Source organism: Enterobacter cloacae complex sp. 402C9 (assembly GCF_050030745.1).
Taxonomy (GTDB): domain Bacteria; phylum Pseudomonadota; class Gammaproteobacteria; order Enterobacterales; family Enterobacteriaceae; genus Enterobacter; species Enterobacter intestinihominis.
Map to the genome: position 1 here is coordinate 2622596 of NZ_JBLGUW010000001.1, position 19226 is coordinate 2641821.

Below are 19226 nucleotides of genomic sequence, written 5' to 3' on the forward strand. Positions count from 1 at the left end.
TTGAATGAAAAAAATCCACGCTTTGGCGTGGATTTTTTTCGTTCTTATTTAGTTATTATTAACGTTAAAAAACACCTTCTTTGAGTGGATTATCTTTTTTTCCGCCCCAAGGGTCGTCTAATAAAAACTTAGCTGTGACAGTGTCTTTTTCCGGCACAAGAGTGAAATTGTAATAAATTTCATCCCCTTCACAAATCTCATAATAGAGCGAATACGTTTTGTTGGTTACATTTATGTTAATGTCAAATTTCTCTGTCGCAGAAGCCACCTGAAGCTTATTTTTATCTGTAATAAAAAATGGCACTACAATGCAGCGTTGAGCATTTTCATCTAAATTAAAAGCATTCTCTATTTTGATATTTACGTTTGCTCCAAATGCGTCCTCTGGTAAAGGATCAAAAATAACATAATCTTTATGAATCACAGCACCTTGAGATACATTACCTTTACCCCACTGACTCAGTTTTTCATCATAGTCTCGTGATCGTAGCAATATTTGACTATGTGAAATCAGTAGGTCAACATGTTGACTATATCTATGCCTCATTATGTAAAAAAGACTATTTTTCATATTCTTCTATCGTTTTTGTTGCTATGTACATATCTTCTCTTTGAGGATTGATTGACCATAAAGATAGCGATTATTACGCAAGGATGCCCCCATAACTGAAGTTGACAAATGCTAATTGAGTAAAAAATTCGTTGTAATTATGCTATATAAATAAAAACGAGCGGTTTGTCACCGAGTTTAGCAATGAAATTAACTATACAACAATAGTTACGTACAAAATAAAACAATAACTATTTTAAAATATTAATTAATTACAACTATAGAATATAGTAAGCTACAATTTCAACGCTATCAATTATACAACTCCTGATTTTTTGGCTGTAAAATATCCCCCCTGCATAAAACTATTAATCCTTTGAAAAAAAGGGCTTATTTTTCCCTTCTCTAGTCTGAGTGGCAACAATAACTTCATAAGCATCTCTTTCACTTCTTTGTGCTTTCAATGCTTCTTCGGATGTAATTTTCGACTCTTTATCAATCATAGCAATAGTTCCAGCATCATATCGGATAAAATATTCATTATCTCTTTTAATTATGTCAATGCCAAAACCAGTAAAAATAACTTCACTCATTTTTCGTACCTCTATTTGTTTATAATCGGTGTAATCAAAGCATCACCGACAGGCGTTTGATCTATTACGGCTTCAGGGATCCCTCCTGACGTCTTACCTCCAGGAACCCAAAAATCATTAGCCCCTCCCTCGTTGCCTGAAGGCATCCTAAGCCCTTGAGGTTTAAGGATATCTATTCGGACCGGTGAATCGCCAAGATCTCCAGGGTCTAATCCTAACATTTTCTCTAACTTCCCGACATCTCCGCCAGCTTTCTTAATAATGTTATCAGCAACTGATTTTGGCATCACAAAATGACCAGATGGAGGGCCAATCTCAGCTCTATTCACTCCCCATGCAATTTTAGAAATACCATCATTAAATAAAGCAAGATGTTGCTTAACATAAGAAGGGTCTAGATAGTTCGTTGGGTTTGGCCGATTGGGCTTCGTCGTGCCTTTTAAAGAATTATACGCCTTTGCTGCCCAAGCCCTACTTGAGAAAACCCCTTTTGTTTTATTCTGGAAATCATTCCAGCTATTTCTGCACGATAACCCCCACGGATCCACCCACCCCAGCGCATTCGGCGCATACTGGTAAAGATTTATCCCCCCCGCCAGCCCTATCGGGTCCTGCTGCGTAAACCTTCCGCAGTCCGGGTCGTAATACCGGAACAGATTGTAGTGCAGCCCTGTCTCACGATCCAGGTATTGCCCCTGCATACGCAGGTTCTGGGAATATCCTGATACCTGCGTCTCGCTTTCCCGCAGCAGTTTGCCCCAGGCGCTGTTCACCCCTTCCCAGCGCACCTGCCCTTCGCTATCCGTCATCCGCTCCGGCGTGCCGTTGGGCTGACAGTGGAACCAGAAGATCTCCGGGGCATCAACGCCGTCAATACGTGCCAGCGGATCGTAGCTGTCCTGATCGCTGTAGACGTAGGTCAGCGGCACATCCCCGTGTACTTCCTGCAACAGCCGGAACCCTTCCCAGACAAACCGGATGGTGACCGGTTTGCCGGTTGGCTGGCCGCCCAGCATCTGGCGGCGCGTTTTGCTGATGCGTCGCCCGAGCGGGTCATAGCGGAAGCTGACCTCCGTCTGCGGTCTGTTGCGGTCCCGCGGCTGGCTGATGACCTCCGTCAGGCGGTGCTCGCCGTCGTAGCGGTAGTGCCAGCGGGTCTGGCCGTTATCCTTCTCCACGGTGCGGCCATGGATGTCATAACGCCAGCGAATGCCGTTGAGCTGCGTCAGACGGTTGTGCGTGACTTTCTCAGCAGCCCCCTCAAGCGGGTTACCGGCCGCATCCCAGCGCCACTGCTCCTGGCCAGGCAGCGTGCCGTCCTGAACGAGCAGGCGCCCTGCGCTGTCGTACTGCCAGCGGTACCAGCTGAACGGGTTATCGTCCCGCTCTTCGCGGACAAGATTATTGCGATAGTCGTAATCCCAGCGGCGGGACCAGCGGCGCGGCGACGGGCGCTGGGCATTGCCGGTAAAAACGTCCCGGCGATGCAGTCGGCCAAGGCGGTCGTATTCGCTGCGGGTGGTCAGCAGCCCCTGCGTACGGCTGGTTTCACGATGGAGTTCGTCGCGGGTAAAGTCGGAGACCGACAGCTTATCAAGGGCAATGCTGAGCAAATGCCCGCTGCCGTAGTAGAATTGTTTCAGCTCCCGGCCATCGGGCAGCGTGACGGAGGTGCGGTTACCGAGGGCGTCATACTGCCACGCCAGCTCTCCGTGTTCGCCCGTTTCGCGCGTGACGCGTCCAAGCGCGTCATACACAAACACAAGCTCCTGCTCGGCTTCGGCGCTCCAGGCATCGACTGAAAGCGCAGGATGCAGCCCAATCCGGCTCAGAAGGCCGGACGGGGTGTAATGGTAGCGGGTCTGCCATTCCGGCGTGGTGCGGGCGACCAGCTGGCCGCTCGCGCTCCAGGCGAAGGCATGGGTAATGGCCTCCGGATGTCCGGCGGCAAAGGTGCGCGCTATCGTACGCCCGCAGGCGTCGTAGCGATACTGCGAGGCCACGCCATCCAGCCCCACCTCTTCCAGCAGCAGCGAGTCCGCACCCCAGCGGAACTGATACGCTTCGCCGTTTTCGTTTTCCAGGGCAATCAGACGCCCGCGGCTGTCCCAGCGGCGACGCACCTCTTCACCCTGCGTATTACGGGTGGCGGTTAAGCGCCCTGCCTCGTCGTATCTGAACTCGCTCTCTTTCCCGTCGGCGCCCGCATGCTTCACCGGCAGACCACGTTCGTTCCATTTGAGCGACTCTGTCCACCCTTCCGGGCGATCGAGCTGCACCGGACGCCCCGCGGCGTCGTAGCGGTAACGCGTCTCTTCGCCGTCGGCGCTTATCTCAGCCGCCAGCCAGCCCAGCGGATGATAACGGTATTGTGTCACACGGCCCGAACAGTCCGTAACACGCACCATCTGCCCGGCCTCGTTGTACTCCTGGTAGCGGCTGTTGCCGGCGGCATCAACTTCTTCCACGACCTGACCAAACTCGTCCCGACGAAGCAGCGTGGTCTGCCCCATCGGATCCACCACGCACTTCAGCCCGTGATGTTCGTCATACAGGAAACGGGTGGCGCTACCGTCGGCTTCGATGATGGAGGCCGGAAGCGCACGGTGCTCCAGCCAGGTGGTGGTGCGGGTATTGCTGTCGGCGTCGATCTCCTGCACCCGGTTACCCATGTCGTCATAGACGAAGGTAACGGCATTACCGAGCGGATCGATGCGGCGCGTGAGGAGTTCGTTGTCATCCCACTCGTAGCGCCAGTTCTCACCGCGCTCGTCAACGTAGCGAACAATCAAGTTTTGCGCGTTCCAGTAATGCTTTCGCGTCTGGCCGTCGTAGTGATCGACGGTCGTCAGCCCGGCGGCTAAATCGTAGCTAAAGCGACAGCCGTCGCCGGTGCTGGTGCGGTTTTCCACCACGCGCCAGTGGTCAAATTTTTGCCAGCGGTATTCACTCTCCAGACCGCCCGGCAGACGGTGCCAGGCCATCAGGCCATCACCGTTATAACGGTATTCACGGGTTACCACGCCGGAGGCATCCGTTGCGCTGGCCAGCTGGCCGCGCACGTCGTACCCCCACTGCATCAGCGGCCATATCTGGTTGCCGTCAAAATGGCTCGCCGAGGTAACCCGCTGCGGGAAACGTTCATTTTCATAACGCAGGGTGACATCGATCGCCCGCGGCTCATCGTGCAGACCGACCAGCCGCCCGTGCTCATCCCATTCTGTCAGCAACGCGTTGCCGTACTCGTCGCTGAGGGAGGCCAGGCGCAGGATTGAGGAGTTCGCCCGGGTTGGTTTATACAGACGCCACACCGCGCCGTCATCGTCGGCAATCGCCACGTCGCCGCTCTCATTGCGGCGGATGATAATGCCTTCGCTGATGCTGTAAAACGCGCGGTCGACCGGCGGCAGTTCAAAGCTCAGCTCGCGCCCGGTTTCATCGAACCAGGTGGCGTTGTTTTCTTCCAGCGTCAGATAGCTGTCAAAGGTGGTAGCCCAGCCCAGACCAAACAGCCCTTCGCGGGTGGTCAGGCTGTTGTAGCTGCGCTGCCAGCGCAGCGGGAAGCGCCCCGGCAGCGAGAAATCGAGTTCGTCGTCGTCATTCAGCACCTTCACACCGGTAGCGGCGTGAACCGGGTGCGAGGAGCCGAACACGGCGTTGACGGCCATATCGGCCAGCATCCCGCCACCGGCAGCAGCCAGCGCGCAGGGCATGTTTTTCAGGATCTTGCCCGGACGCCCGCGCAGCAGGGAGAGCGCAATCATCCCCAGCGCCAGGCCCGGCGTTTTGCCGCTTTTAATATCGCGAACCGTGAGGGTGTCGCCGCCGATGATCACGTTCGGGGAGACGTCGTCGGAAACGGTGCCTTCGCAGGTGGTGCGATCTTTTGCACGCACCGCGGGCTGCCCGTTGATAAAGACGCTTTTCGAGCCTTCCGCCAGATACTGCGGCCCGGAGTGTTTCTCGCACGCCACCTTGTCTTCTTCCAGCGGCGAGGTCCAGGCAGCGGCAGAGGCCACGCTCGGCTGCCACATTTCGCTGCCGAACTGTCCGGCAGCGGCAAGCAGCATGCCCGCGTAATCGGCAAAGCTGCCCGGCGACTGCGGCTCAGGGGAAGGGGTATCGGCGGGCGTCAGCGTGCCTGCCGCGCGCGCGGCGGGGATTGCGTTGGTGAGAACGTTATTTGAACCGGTGGTGATCTTACCCGCAGGCGACGGCGGAAAAAGCGCGTTGCCCAGCCCTTCAGCAGCATTGCTGATATCGTCGGTGATCCCCGCGACGTTCGCCAGAACCCCACCAATAATGCCGCTCAACAGACAGCTGGATCCAATTGCCGCCACGCCTGCCGCTGCGGCCCCGGCTCCCAGCAGTGGGGCCGCGACGGTCGCTGCCGCGCCCACCGCCGCGCCAATCACCGCATAGGCAGCGCCTTCCGCCACAATGCTGGTAATATCAGCAAAAATGCTGGAGTGAATAATCTCGTCGCCCTTACGGGCCGCGTTGTTATCGCTCATGCCTTACACATTCCGGTTGTCGTTTAGCGTCAGACTCTGCTTCAGTGCGCTCCAGCGCGCCTCGTCCTCTTCCGTAAAGGCTTTTAAGGCCGAGAGGGTAAAAATCATCAGTACCGGTTTGCCCGGCGTCTGCACGGCCAGCTGTTTTTGCCACAGGCGCTGGCCGTTACGGTCAAAGGTGGTCTCAACTTCCAGTCCGCTAATGTTTCCGTCTGGCCCGGCTTTTACGTGCTGAAATTCGCTCTGGGCGATCTCACCCATCTGAGAACGCAGCACATCCCACTGGCGGTGAAACTCTTGTTCGTAATTGCTGCCATCCGGGATGACGCCGCGACTGACCACTACAGATAACCCGCTTTCGTCATCGCGAATAATGTTCATGCTGTTATCCTGCCAGGCAGCAGGGAAAAGGGAAAACGAACCTTCCTGGAGGGTGTATTTCATAAGTGAACTCGGGATGATATTAGAAAAATAAGATTAAAAGCGCTAAAGTTTATACAGCCAATATTAATTACTGCTTAGCGACTCAGAGGGACAAGATCATTACAACGTTAGCACTTTCTTTTTTTTCCGCAAAAACTTTAGGGGCAGCGATATTATTGGCCGTTTGATAATTATCTTCTTTCACAGCCCGTAAAGTTGCCTCGCAACTTAATGTTCGTAGCGTGACATAACTACCCTGCTCAGGCATTCCTGATTCAAAACTGGAAAGCCAAATGCCCATGCCAGCCCGCGTTCATCGGTAGGAGTGCGATATCCAACTGATTGTCCCGGCGTGTTTCCGCGAGGGATATTAGACAATTTCAGATCTGGAAAATGAGATTTGACTTGTTCAAGAGTAATACATGGATGATTAATTACGAAAGAAATCAAAGATACGCTGTTATCGCCATTTCCCCATAAACGAACATCCACATCGCTGATCCGTGTGCCATCAGTTAACGTAAAGGGAGCTGAAGTATAACGGTCTTCTTTCTCCTGTGTATTATTAATCAGCGGTTGGTTAAACAGTTTACTGACATCCTCAACTTGTTTACCCCACACTGATTTCATTTCTTTGATCATTTGCCACAACGAATCTTGATTCATTTTATTATGCCCTGCATAGGTAAATGCTGAAAATAGTGGAAGAACAATGAGGAATGTAGCTTTAATCATCCTACTTTCCATAGAATCCTCCATAGTAATCATTATAATTTAAATTAGTCCCTGAGGCTATTTCGCCTTTACCATACACTTTTCCTATTGCTTTGGCTGCATCAATGCGAGATAACTCACCGCTCACCATTTTATCATATGCAGAATTATATGCTTTTAGGTTTTCGGCACTTCCCGCTATATCAATATCAATACCGCCGTTTGCAAGGATCTCGCGTTGTATTTTAATGTTATTCAGCGTTGCTCCACCTTCATCCATAAGCTGGCTGTTGATGAAGTTTTCCTTACTCGAAGCATCTACCGCAACAGGATAAGTTGCATGCCCTGCCTCATGTGCCAGAGTTTGCACAGTTGTGGCTGTATCCTCCATGTGTTCAGGGTCCATGACAATCAATTTGTTATTAGTATCAGCGTAACTCCCCCCTCCTGCGGCTCCCGGCTGGATAGCCCACCCTTTATCTTTTAGATCTTTTAATTGTGTCTGAAGCGTTGGTGACTTATTGATTTCCTTAACTACATCTTCACTGAAGGGCATCACATCAGAGTTGTAGGAATTATTTTGATAAACGTAACTCCCTTTTAATGGTGGAGCTGCTGCAAATTTTGTTGTTGGTTTTGGTCTGGATGCTGCTGGCGCTGAAACTGCGGGAGCCGGATTCTTAGCACTTTTATTTGGAGAAAACTTCTCCTGCACCGCCGCATCAATATCCCCTTTATGCCCCGATCCCGGTGCCGTTGTGCCCGGCTTGGTTCCCGAGGTATTCAGATGCAGCTTACCACCCGTGGTGATATACCCATCTCCCTCAACGAAAAAGTTAAACTCTTTGCCAATCAGGTTAATCTTGCCGTTAGCGTTAAGCTCAATAGCACTCTCACCCGAGACCAGCCGCAGCTTCGTCCCGGAAGCAATGACATACTGCTCTACCGCTGCATCCAGCTTGCCTTTTCCCGTCAGGATCTCGGTTCCGCCTTTCACGGCCTGGATCTGGTTCGCTTCAACACGATGCAGCTCATTTTTCTTCACGTAATGGCTGCGCGCGCCGCCAACGCTGTGCGTTTCATCATTCTTGACGCTGGTGTCCATGTTGCGCTCGGCCTGGATCCACACCTGCTCTGCTCCCGCCTTGTCCTCAAAGCGCAGGGCGTTGGCGTTGTCCACGGAACCGTCTTTCGTACGGCTCATAAAGCCCATCTGCGTCGCCGCAGCCGGCAGCGCCCACGGCGGCATGCTCGCCTCGTTATACACGCGCCCGGTGATAATCGGTCGGTCCGGGTCACCGTTGATAAAGTCCACCACCACCTCATCGCCGACGCGCGGGATTTGCACCCCGCCGTAGCCCTGGCCCGCCCATGCGCTGGAGACACGCACCCAGCAGGAACTGGTGTCGTCACCCTTCGCCAGCCTGTCCCAGTGGAACTTCACCTTCACGCGGCCATATTTGTCCGTCCAGATACTCTCCCCCTGCGGCCCCACGACTTTCGCCGTCTGCGGGCCGTAGGTCCGCGGCCACGCCGTGCTCTGCGCCGGACGGTACGACACCGCCGCCGGGATAACGGTGAAATCGGTGCGGTGAATGGTTTCCCCCTCGCCGCTCGCGTAGCGGTTCTCCTCGAAGTGATACCCGGCCGCCGTCACCAGATACTCACCGTTATCGCTGAAGAATGGCGCGTTGGTCAGGGTAAAGATGTGGCCCGGCGCAATGCCCGCCGCCGTGGCCGTCGCCTGAATCTGCTGATGCTCCACCTGCCAGCGCTCCTGACGAATGCGGGCGTAGAACTCCGCATGGCCTGTCTCCACAAAGCGGCCCGGCCAGTCGTACACGTCGATGCTGCCCGGTTTCGGTGACGCCGGGTTCTGCTGCGCCTGGAACAGCCACGCGTTCGGCTTGCGGAAGTCGTAGTCGTCGAGGCTGTAAATCCCCGGCGTCACGCTGTCCTCCAGCGCCCACTGGCTGATGCCCTCTTCATCCGTACTGCCGCCGGACGGCGTCTGATGGTAAGGAATGACCTCATAGCCGCTGAACGGCTGATGCTGCGTCGCGGCGTCGGTCAGTACCAGGGTGTGCTTGTCCGCCTCGTGGCTGAAGTGATACGCAATCCCCTCCAGCTCCATCAGGCGGCTGATGAAGTCCAGGCTCGATTCCTGATACTGCACGCAGTAGTCCCACACCCGGTAGCTGCCGGTGAGTTTGTCTTCGAGGTTAACCTGATGCTCACCCAGCAGGGTTTTCACAATCTGCGGTACCGTCTGGCCCTGGAAAATCCGCAGGTTACGGTCGCGCTTCATCGGCCACAGGTCCGGCTCCACCGTCAGCTGGTAGACCGCATAGCGGGTGCCCGTCAGCTCCACGGCACTCACCGCCACGCGCGTCACCTTGCCGTTGATATAGCGGGGGGTAAGCAGGTTCTGGGTGGGGATGGTCACCGTGACCGGCTGACCGAGCAGCCTGCTGCGGTCAATGCGCGCATCCGTGCCGAGCAGGGTCAGCGTCAGCGCGAACGACTCCGACATCGCCTCGCGGCCGGATAGTTTCCAGAAAAGCAGCCCCTCAACCGGGAGCTGAACGGTAATTCGGTTGAGCATAATCTTTATTCCGTAATGGTTTATGCTGAGAGTATTTTTAACGCAAGGTTTTTTTAAACGTGAATGTTCTGGTTGTTGGCCGTCTTACTCTTTAACCGGGGGCCATTCCCCTTCATATTTATAAATCCACAGGGAATAGATTTTCAGAAACTCTGACAAAAAGAACAAAAAGCCATTTAGCCAGACATTCATCACGCCCGTGAAACTTAACACCAGGGGAAAAAGGGAAACTGAGTAGCGAAATCCAACCAGACGCAGTATTTCCTGGTAGAGCGCCAGTCTTCTCGCGTATAAATTCCGGGCGAAGAAGCACCATGCTGAGGCAATAAAAGAGAGCAACAACAAGAAATCGAGAATAAAGAAAAGAATAACCAGAGCGCTATACCCACCAGCAGACAGCGTGTTCACAACCGTACTGAAGGCGTGTATATCGGAAATAAAAGGGATTCTGTCATGTCGCACGGACTGGGCACAATAGAGCACAATGGCCAGGGCATCCATGCATCCCCAGAAAACGAAAACCTTATCTCTGGCGTTCATGACAGTTGAGCAATCACTTAACCGGCGCGGGTGGCCATTCGCCCCCCTTCTGGATGAGCTTCTCTTTTATTTCGTTTAATTTCTCGTATTGCTCACTGCCTCGGTCAAGTCCATTCAGCGCGTCCGCGAGCGCATTGCTCATCGACCAGCCATTTTTGGCCTTAATTGACGGATCCGCTCCCCGATCGAGCAGCAACAAGACATGATCGTAAGCCTGGTTATCCAGCGCATCAAACACCAGCGTTTTACCCAGTGAGTTGGTTGAGTTGACGTCAGCACCGCGATCGAGCATGGCTTCCAGCGTCTCTGTATTTTTCGCTTTAAGCGACTGGAAGACGATCGGTTCGTGGAAAACCTTATCTTTCACGTTGGGTGAGAGGCCACCGTCCAACATCGCGTCGATCCAGTCCGCACTGTCTCCCTTTAGGGCAAATTCAGCAGGACTGCTTTTTCCCTGCGGTCGAGGCTGGAGCGGATCTGCGCCATCCTTAACTAGCAACGTAATCACCTTTAAATGGCTCGACGTTTTTTTATCATTAATTGCGTTGCCAAGGGCCCAGAAAAGCAGGGTCATATCCTGCTTTCCTGGTTGATTAAGGTCGCTGTCTGGCGCAAGCGTCTTCACCGCATCGACGTCGCCTTCCTCAATCGCTTTCGCCAGTTCAAGCTGCTGGCCGCTGAAGTAGTCCTGTGGATTAAGGTCCATATCCTGCTTACACCCCTGAATCATGAATAAAAAACATAACGCGACAAAAGCCATCAACCCTTTTTTCACAATCGACTCCCGATTATCGAAATATCCTCATCCTTCTGTTGCTCTATGCAATCAATCGCTTGATTAATTCCGTGGCGGTCCAGCGCGCTTCCGGTTCCACCGGGAAGATCATGGGGTATTCCGGCAGCATTAGGGCTCAGCGCAGAGATTTCCTCTTTGAGGATCCACGAAGGGACATGTCCTTTCATCGTTTTCAGATCTTCCCAGGGGTTAACTTCCTGAATCTTCGTCAGCAGTTCACCTTCAACCCGATACGCCTGTATATTATCCGTACTGCCTAATATCTTACCGCCGTATTTTTCTACGGTTCCGGCATTGAGGCCGGCGGCGTTAAACGTCCACCCCGCTTTCCCGCTGCCCATAGAGGTTGCAGAGGCGAGACCACCGCCAAGGGAATGACCGGCAATATCAATATTCTGCCCTGACCTTGCCAGCTCCTTACCGATACTCACGGCCTTTTTATAATAATCTGAAGCCATACCCATGCCCTGTGAGAAGTTATTCGACCAGTCAGCCCCGTTTACCACCGGCGCCAGTTCCCCTTTGGTCAGTAGAGAGGAGACATTCTCAGACAGAGAGGCGAAACCAGGCTCGCGCGATCCCCTGAATACCAGCGTGGGGTTCATATCTGCACCAAACACTTCCGGCTTCGGTTGATAGACACGCGCCAGAAAATTGGGGGACGTATCATCGTCAAAGAGCATGGATTTGTTCAGCCCGAACTTTCCTAACAGCGCATCGTCATTACTGATATCCGTCCACCCCTCCGGCACGCCGGGCGTGGCTTCCAGCGGGTTGACGGTCTTGTAAATATTCTCCGCCAGCTTCGCTTTTTCCACCGCGATATTATTCGCCGCCAGCCGCTTAGCCGCGATCTGCGCGTCCGGATACAGGCTGCTGCTCCCCTTCGCGATCAGATCTTTACGCGCCTGCCAGCGTTCTGCTTTGGTCATCTGCTGAAGCTGTGCGGCATAGGTTTTACCGTCCTTGCCGGGAGTAGGTTCATCCGGCACCTGTGCCGTTTTAGATTTCACTACCTGTTTTGGCAGTACCGTTGGCGCAGGGCGAGATCCGTACGTTCTCACCATGGTTTCATATCGGTCGACGATCGTACTCACCGGATACCAGCCCAGCCCGACCAGGGACGCAGCCTGAAGTTGCCCTTTGGCGTTGATATAAAAAATTTCCGTTACTGATGACCAGTCACGAAAACTTTCATCAATGGCGACCACCCTGCCCATCTCCAGATCCTGCGCGATCAGCGTGCGGGTATCACGCCCGGACTGGTAAGGATTCGCGCCGGTGATCGTGCGCAGCAAATCGTAGCGCGTGAAGAGCGAGCGCAGCGAGTGGTCGGGAACCGACATAATCCACTGCCCGGCAACGGACGGGCGGATTATTTTCGCAAACAGCGCCGGCGAGACGTTCTCGTGGAAAAGATAGACAAACTTGATGTTATACATTCGCTCCGTCCTGTTACCCGCAGGCTTACGGATTCACCAGCCAGGTGCCTGGCTTCGCAATATCCAGCGTCTGGGTACGCGTTCTTCCATTGCCTTCCAGTTCAATGCGGGTCTCGCCCGCAGGCAGTTTCAGCGATGCGTAACCGTTATTCCCCGGACGCAGCGCTTTCGGCTCGCCGTTCACCTTCAGCGTCTCGCCATCAAGCATGCGGATATAGACCAGCGCGACCGGGCTGGCGTCGACTGGCGGCGCACTCTGCTGTGCCGTAGCAGGTGGCGCTACCGGCTCGCTCACGTCGGCCGTTGCCGGTCTGGTTTCCGCTGCGGCGGAGGTTTCAGCCGGAGGGCTCACGGCAGGGGTTTGCGCCGTCTGCGCTGGCGTTTCCTGGCTGCCGCCGCCGAACAGCATCGCACCGGCAACCACCCCAACCAGCACGCCCGCGGCCACCAGCCCCGGAAGCTTGTAACGTCGCCAGTCCAGCGCGGAAGCAGATGTCTCCTCTTCCACCGGCACCAGCATCGTGCCGGTCTTCTTCGCGGTCAGCACCTCGTCGATACCGGCGACGGGCATCTCGATCAGCGCCGCGAACTCCTCGATAGATTGCGGACGGTCTTCCATATGCAGCGCCAGCGCCTTGTCGATGGCCTGAAGCAGCGGAATGGAATACCCCTGCGGCATCAGCTCCACCAGTGGTTTGCAGGTGTCCTGAATCGAACGCACCACGCTGACCGGTGGCGGAGAGCCGACGATGAGGGTGCGCAATACGGCGCCGAGCGCGTAGATATCCGTCCACGGCCCCTGCTCGCTTTCATTGTCGTCGGTATACTGCTCGATAGGCGCGAACCCCGGACGCAGCATGGTTTCCGTCTCATCCGAGAGATTACCGATGGTGCGGCGCGCCGATCCGAAATCGAGCAGCACCGGCAGGCCGTTATCCTGAATCTGAATGTTATCCAGCGAGATGTCGCGGTGCAGGTAGCCCTCATCGTGGATCGTTTTGATGGCGCCGAAGAGCATTGGCAGCATGCGGCGGATCCACGCCTCGTTAATCAGCTCCGGTTTCTCTTCGCGCAGACGCGACAGCGTGGTGCCGCTGTAAAACAGCGTCCCCATATAGGCCGTGTCGTTTTGCACCCAGAAGCGCAGCACGTGCAGCAGGTTCGGGTGGTTAAAGCGCGCCAGCAGGCGGGCTTCCTGGATGAAGCTGTTCAGACCGGCAGAAAACGCTTTGCCGAAGCGCTCGCTGCGCAGCACCAGCGTCATATCCTCGCCGCGCACGGCGAGGGAGGAAGGCATAAACTCTTTGATAGCGATAGTGCGTTCGAGCTGGTGATCCCAGGCGCGATAGACGATGCCGAATCCGCCGCCGCCAATCACCTCTTTTATCTCAAACTCATTGAAACGGTACCCGACCGGGAGCGCGTTTGGGACAGTCCGATTGTTATCATTATCCGTCATCTTTTACAGTTCTCTTGATGATTATTACGCGGCAAACTGACAGTGGAACTCGCCCTGCTCGCAGGTGACATGCAGACGTCGGTACTGCTCGTCGCTGCGGCTGGCGGTAAGTAAAATCTGGCTCATCTGAGGCAGCAACGTATTGGTCAGAATCGCATCCACCATACGCCCGCCCGACTCAACCTCGGTACAGCGCTGAACAATCTGTTCGACCACGCTGTCGTCAAATTCAGAAATAATATTGTGATTCTCTTCCAGACGACGCTGAATGCGCCTGAGCTGAAGACGCACAATCTGCCCCAGCATCTCGTCGCTCAGAGGGTAATACGGCACCACCAGCAGGCGGCCCAGCAGCGCAGGCGGAAACACCTCCAGCAGCGGCTGGCGCAGGGCGCCGCTTAACGCGTCAGGATCCGGCATCAGTTCCGGGTCGGCGCACATGGCTGCGATCAGCTCGGTACCGACATTAGAGGTCAGAATAATAATGGTGTTACGGAAATCAATGTGACGCCCTTCGCCGTCCTCCATCCAGCCCTTGTCGAAGACCTGGAAGAAGATCTCGTGCACGTCCGGGTGCGCTTTTTCAATTTCGTCCAGCAACACCACGCTGTAGGGACGGCGGCGCACGGCCTCGGTTAAGACGCCGCCTTCACCATAGCCCACATAGCCCGGAGGCGCACCTTTTAACGTCGAAACGGTGTGCGCTTCCTGGAATTCACTCATGTTGATGGTAATGACGTTCTGCTCGCCGCCGTAAAGCGACTCCGCCAGCGCCAGCGCGGTTTCGGTTTTGCCCACGCCGGACGGCCCGCAGAGCATAAATACGCCGACCGGTTTGTTCGGATCGTCAAGCTTCGCCCGCGAGGTTTTTACCCGACGGGCAATCAGATCCAGACCGTGACGCTGACCAATAACCCGCTGGTTCAGCGTATCAGCCAGGTTCAGCACCGCGTCGATCTCATTTTTCACCATCCGGCCCAGCGGGATCCCGGTCCAGTCCGAAACCACCGCAGCCACCACGTTTTCATCGACCGCGGCAAACAGCAGCGGTTCGTCACCCTGTAAGGTCTTCAGCGCCTGCTGCTGTTCTGCCAGCTGGCCGCGCAGTTCAGCCGTATCCTCATCACTCGCCGCAAACAGTGCGGCACGCAGACGGATAATTTCCTGCACCCGCGTGCGCTCTTCTTCCCAGCGACGAGCCAGGGCCTCGCGTTGGGTTTCGAACGCGTCACGTTCGGCGCTTAATGTCGCCACGCGCGCCGGATCGCCCGCCCCCACGCGCGCTTCACGTTCGGCAATCTCCAGCTCCACGTCCAGGGCCGCCAGATGACGCAGGCAGTCTTCCAGCTGGGCAGGCGGCGCGCTCTGGCTGACGGCCACGCGCGCGCAGGCGGTATCCAGCAGCGCCACCGCTTTATCCGGCAGCTGACGCGCAGGAATATAGCGATGCGACAGTTTCACCGCCGCGCTGACCGCTTCGTCGAGGAGTAAAACCTGATGATGAGTTTCCAGCGGCGACACGGTGCTGCGCAGCATCAATACAGCTTTCGCTTCATCCGGCTCGTGAACCTGTACGGTCTGGAAACGGCGGGTCAGCGCCGGATCTTTCTCAATGTATTTTTTGTATTCCGCCCAGGTGGTCGCGCCGATGGTGCGCAGTTGCCCACGCGCCAGGGCAGGCTTGAGCAGGTTAGCGGCATCGCCGGTGCCCTGCTGGCCGCCAGCGCCAATCAGGGTGTGGATCTCATCGATAAACAGAATAATCGGCGTGGCGCTGGACTGCACCTCGTTAATCAGCGCCTGGAGGCGCGCCTCAAATTCCCCTTTCATGCCCGCTCCGGCCTGAAGCATGCCGATATCCAGCAGCCACAGCTGAACGTTTTGCAGCGGCTCAGGCACGTCGCCGTCAGCGATACGCAGCGCCAGCCCTTCCACCACTGCCGTTTTCCCGACGCCAGCTTCCCCGGTCAGCAGGGGGTTGTTCTGGCGACGACGCATCAGAATATCGACCATCTGGCGGATCTCTTCATCGCGCCCCACCACCGGGTCAATTTTCCCATCCCGGGCGCGCGCCGTCAGATCCTGACCATACTGCGCCAGCGTGCCCTGCGCAGCCGGTACTGCCCCGGCAGCTGCGTCCGCAGCAGCGGCGGCCTGCTGGCTCTCTTTGCTGCTGGCGCAAATAGCGTCGAACTGCTCGATCAGCACCTCGACGTTAAGACGGGTGAACTGCGCCGAAATACTTTTCAGCACGTTAGCCAGATTCCACGTTTTCAGTATGCCGATCAACAAATGGCCGCCGCGGATGCGGCTGACGCCAAACTTCAGCGAGCCGTAGACCCAGGCGCGCTCGACGGCGCTGTCGATATGCTCGGAAAGGTCAGAGACGGAACTTGCGCCACGCGGCAGGGCATCCAGCGCCGCCACGATATCGCGCGTCAGCTGCTGTTCATCAAGGGCGAAGTGACGGATGACCTGTTGCAGATCGCCATCCTGCTGCTGCATCAGCTGATGCAGCCAGTGCACCAGCTCAACGTACGGGTTGCCGCGCAGCTTACAGAAGGCAGTCGCGCTTTCCAGAGAGGTAAATAACAGCGTATCCAGTTTGCCGAAAAGCACGGCACGGCTAATTTCTGACATGTTAGTTTCCATTAACAATGATTCGGTATACGGAAGGATTATCGCTCTGCGCGATACACCAGATCGCCACGCGGAACAGGCTGAGGCTGAAGGCCCAGCCAGGTGTTGTACCCTAATCGCCCGGCGCTGCCGAGCGTGGTGCCCTGCACCGCATCGGCGCGCAGGATCACCCGTGTTTCCCATTCAAATTCCACCCCGGCGTACTGTCGCACCCAGTCGCGCAGCTCGGTGACCCACCCTTCGCCCGGCAGAAAACGGTTGTATTCGTCTTCGCTCAACGGGCCAATCTCAAGACGAAATTTATGCTGCACGTCGCGTACCGCAATGCCGAGAAAAGCGGACTCCCCCATGCGCGGCAGGCGACGCCCCTCACCCAGCTGTGCCTGCTCCCGCGTTGAGAGCGGCATCCACTGCGGTACATTGGCCACCAACCTGACCGGAATGTTGAAATAGTTGCGCAGGATCTTCTCCAGCCCTTCCGGGTCCCGCCCGTGGCGGGTCAGGTGCCCGGCGTGAGTAAAGCGGGCATGCGGGCTCAGGCTGCCTTTCGACATCTGGCCGGGCTGACCCATGCCAATCAGCGATGCAAGATACCCTTCGAAGCGCCTGTTGTCGTCGCGATCCAGTGAAACGGCAGGCTGCGCGTCCGCCCAGGCGCGGTAAAACAGCAGCGTCAGGCGGTGGTGAAAGAGGTCAGCAAACGCGCTGAGGCTGTGATCCTGATGATGATGAATACGCTCGCGGGCATACTCGGTCATGTGCACCGGCAGTGGGCCGTTAGGACCAAACAGGCCGAAGCTCAGAATGGAAACCTCATGCAGTCCGTTCTCTTCCCGCTGCCGGACCTCGGCAACCGTTGACGGCGCAAACCCCATTGAAGGCTGCTGACCAATACGCAGCGGCTCAAATTTAGGCAGCGGCGCGCGCCCCAGCGGGTAACGTTCACCGCCCTGGGCATCAATACGTCTTAACAGCTGAAACAGATCGTAGCGCCACGGCGTCTCGCGCACTCCGCGCCAGAACGCATCGGGCAGCGGCGTCAGGCGATGCACGCGCAGCGTTGCAGGGGCAACTTCACTCATACCAGCGCCCTTTTACCCATGCGCGGCGCCCAGTAGCCGATTTCGCCGCGCTGCTGGCTCTTGAGCGTGAACTCCGTAAAGCTGTTGATGGAGACCAGGCGGGCAAAAAGGCGTTCCAGCACGCTGCCGAAAAGCCACGGGCTGGCACCGGAAAAGGCGCGTTCGTCCACCGTCAGGGTGATGCCGATCCCGCGGGCGAACACCACCGGGCCGGGTTCCGGCACGCGGCGGTGCACCGGCTCCAGCACGCAGTGACGAACGCCATCCACCTGACGGGCAACCGGCGTCTCGGCGAGGTTAGCGTACAGCCCTAACAGCTGACGCAGCGCGGCAGCGCCCTCTTCGTTTTCGCTGTCCATCAGGCTGAGGTAGTTCATTTGCAGCTGGCTGATGAGCCGCCAGGTACTGAACCCTTCCGCCAGCGCCGGACGCGGCGGCGTCGGGCCTTTACGCAGGGTTAACGCCTTCACCGGCATGGAGTCGGCCATAATAAACTGCCCAAGCTCCTGCTGGAGCATCAGCGGCAGGTCGCGGCTGGTACACAGCACCTCGGCGGAAATGTAGCGCAAATTCTCCTGCCACGGCGCGTGCTGCGCATCCACCAGCGAGACGAAGACCTCCGAGCCGATATAGCCCGTGCGGGTGCCGTAGCGCAGCGCGTGTTCAGAGAGGACGCGCTGTTCACGGCGCAGGGAAAAATAGGCGCCGTAGTTGCCCGCGTCTCCGCTCCAGGTACTCCAGAACGGACGAAACGTCTGGTCGTCCCGCTGACCATCCGCACTGGCATAGATTTTTTTCACAGCATAAATTTCATAATCCAGCGGGCGGATGTTATCCACCACCAGATGGTATTCATGCTGGCTTTCGCTCAGCTTCTGCCGGGCCGCCACTTTCGGGAACAGGTTGATCACCGGCGTACAGTGCAGCGCCATGTGGCTGGCATCCACCACGCGCTCCAGCTGATCGTCGCTTTTGTCGAGCAGAATGAAGATATCAAACGCTTTTTCGTCTTCGCAGCGCTGGATCAGCTTGCCCAGCCCGCTCAGGCTGATGAAGCGAAAACGCGCCGGGAACGCAAAGTACTCCTGCAACAGGCGATAGCCGTCGAAGTTACGCAGATCGTCCGGGAGCAGCGCTTGATCCGCATCAAAGCCTTCCTGACGCAGGGCGTCAGACGACAGCAGCTGGCGCTGGGGCTGCTTGCTGACCGTCTGGCAGACAATACCCGCGTGGTGCTCCATCACCAGCTCCAGCAGCTTCAGCGCCTCGATGTCCGGGCCGCTTAAGAAGAACTCCAGGCGGTCAAAATCCAGGTGCCCAAGATGCTGCGGGCCATCGCAGGCAATGCGGATCCGTAAGGCGCTGCTGATCCCCCGCTGGCTCAGGCCGAGCTGGGCCAGCGGCAGATCGGCGGGAACGCCGCCCAGCTCGATCCGCTCAATTTTTAACGGCAGCAGGTTGACCTCGTGCGCCGTGGTATAGCTGCACGTAACGCCGGTTTTTTTCAGCGCCAGGCTGTCCATCATGGTGCCGCGCGGCACAATAAAGCCTTTGCTCAGGTCGCCCCGGCTGCTGTCGGGCTGAATCTCAGCGATCGCCATCGACGGCGTAGGCGCCAGGTAATTTGGCGCAATCATCTCCAGCATACGCTGTGAAAAGCGTGGAAATTCGGCGTCCATTTTCATCTGCACGCGGGAGGTCAGGAAGGCGAAACCTTCCATCAGGCGCTCTATGTACGGATCCGCCACTTCGATGCCGCGCATGCCGAGCCGCCCCGCCACTTTTGGGTAGCGTTCGGCGAACTCCGCGCCCATCTCGCGCAGATAGGCCAGTTCACGGTTGTAATATTCGAGCAGTTTGCTTTCCAT

13 protein-coding genes are annotated in these 19226 nt (G+C 56.3%); all 13 read right to left on the reverse strand.

From position 1 onward, the window contains the following. Positions 1-64: 64 nt before the first annotated feature. Positions 65-571 (reverse strand): competence protein ComJ, encoded by a 507-nt coding sequence (comJ, locus tag ACQG1K_RS12530; protein ID WP_237764922.1) that lies wholly within the window; start codon positions 569-571, stop codon positions 65-67. A gap of 347 nt (positions 572-918) precedes the next feature. After that, positions 919-1143: a hypothetical protein gene (locus ACQG1K_RS12535; RefSeq protein ID WP_023330151.1), complete on the reverse strand. Its 225-nt coding sequence runs from the start codon at positions 1141-1143 to the stop codon at positions 919-921. A gap of 11 nt (positions 1144-1154) precedes the next feature. Beyond that, positions 1155-5657, reverse strand: a complete 4503-nt coding sequence (locus tag ACQG1K_RS12540) for an RHS repeat-associated core domain-containing protein (RefSeq protein WP_367074367.1) — start codon at positions 5655-5657, stop codon at positions 1155-1157. 3 nt (positions 5658-5660) lie between these two features. Continuing rightward, complete coding sequence (locus ACQG1K_RS12545; RefSeq protein WP_038416219.1) at positions 5661-6101, reverse strand: DcrB-related protein; 441 nt, start codon at positions 6099-6101, stop codon at positions 5661-5663. 207 nt (positions 6102-6308) lie between these two features. Beyond that, positions 6309-6815, reverse strand: a complete 507-nt coding sequence (locus tag ACQG1K_RS12550) for a hypothetical protein (RefSeq protein ID WP_223861994.1) — start codon at positions 6813-6815, stop codon at positions 6309-6311. Position 6816: 1 nt separating this feature from the next. After that, positions 6817-9399, reverse strand: a complete 2583-nt coding sequence (locus ACQG1K_RS12555; RefSeq protein ID WP_063148594.1) for a type VI secretion system Vgr family protein — start codon at positions 9397-9399, stop codon at positions 6817-6819. 84 nt (positions 9400-9483) lie between these two features. After that, the gene (locus tag ACQG1K_RS12560; protein ID WP_022648397.1) at positions 9484-9900 is read right to left on the reverse strand and encodes a hypothetical protein; all 417 of its coding nucleotides are present in this window, start codon (positions 9898-9900) and stop codon (positions 9484-9486) included. Positions 9901-9952: 52 nt separating this feature from the next. Further along, entirely contained in the window at positions 9953-10714 is a 762-nt protein-coding gene (locus ACQG1K_RS12565; protein ID WP_023300316.1) for an ankyrin repeat domain-containing protein, read from the reverse strand. After that, a complete protein-coding gene (locus ACQG1K_RS12570; protein ID WP_367074364.1) occupies positions 10711-12177 on the reverse strand; it encodes a phospholipase in 1467 nt (488 codons plus the stop codon). Before ACQG1K_RS12570 ends, ACQG1K_RS12565 begins: the two co-directional genes overlap by 4 nt. 25 nt (positions 12178-12202) lie before the next feature. Beyond that, a complete protein-coding gene (locus ACQG1K_RS12575) occupies positions 12203-13636 on the reverse strand; it encodes a serine/threonine protein kinase (protein WP_023300318.1) in 1434 nt (477 codons plus the stop codon). Positions 13637-13660: 24 nt separating this feature from the next. Next, entirely contained in the window at positions 13661-16276 is a 2616-nt protein-coding gene (tssH, locus tag ACQG1K_RS12580) for a type VI secretion system ATPase TssH (protein WP_045621071.1), read from the reverse strand. Between the two features lie 38 nt (positions 16277-16314). Further along, a complete protein-coding gene (gene tssG / locus ACQG1K_RS12585; RefSeq protein WP_367074362.1) occupies positions 16315-17358 on the reverse strand; it encodes a type VI secretion system baseplate subunit TssG in 1044 nt (347 codons plus the stop codon). Beyond that, the gene (tssF, locus tag ACQG1K_RS12590; protein ID WP_023300321.1) at positions 17355-19226 is read right to left on the reverse strand and encodes a type VI secretion system baseplate subunit TssF; all 1872 of its coding nucleotides are present in this window, start codon (positions 19224-19226) and stop codon (positions 17355-17357) included. Before tssF ends, tssG begins: the two co-directional genes overlap by 4 nt.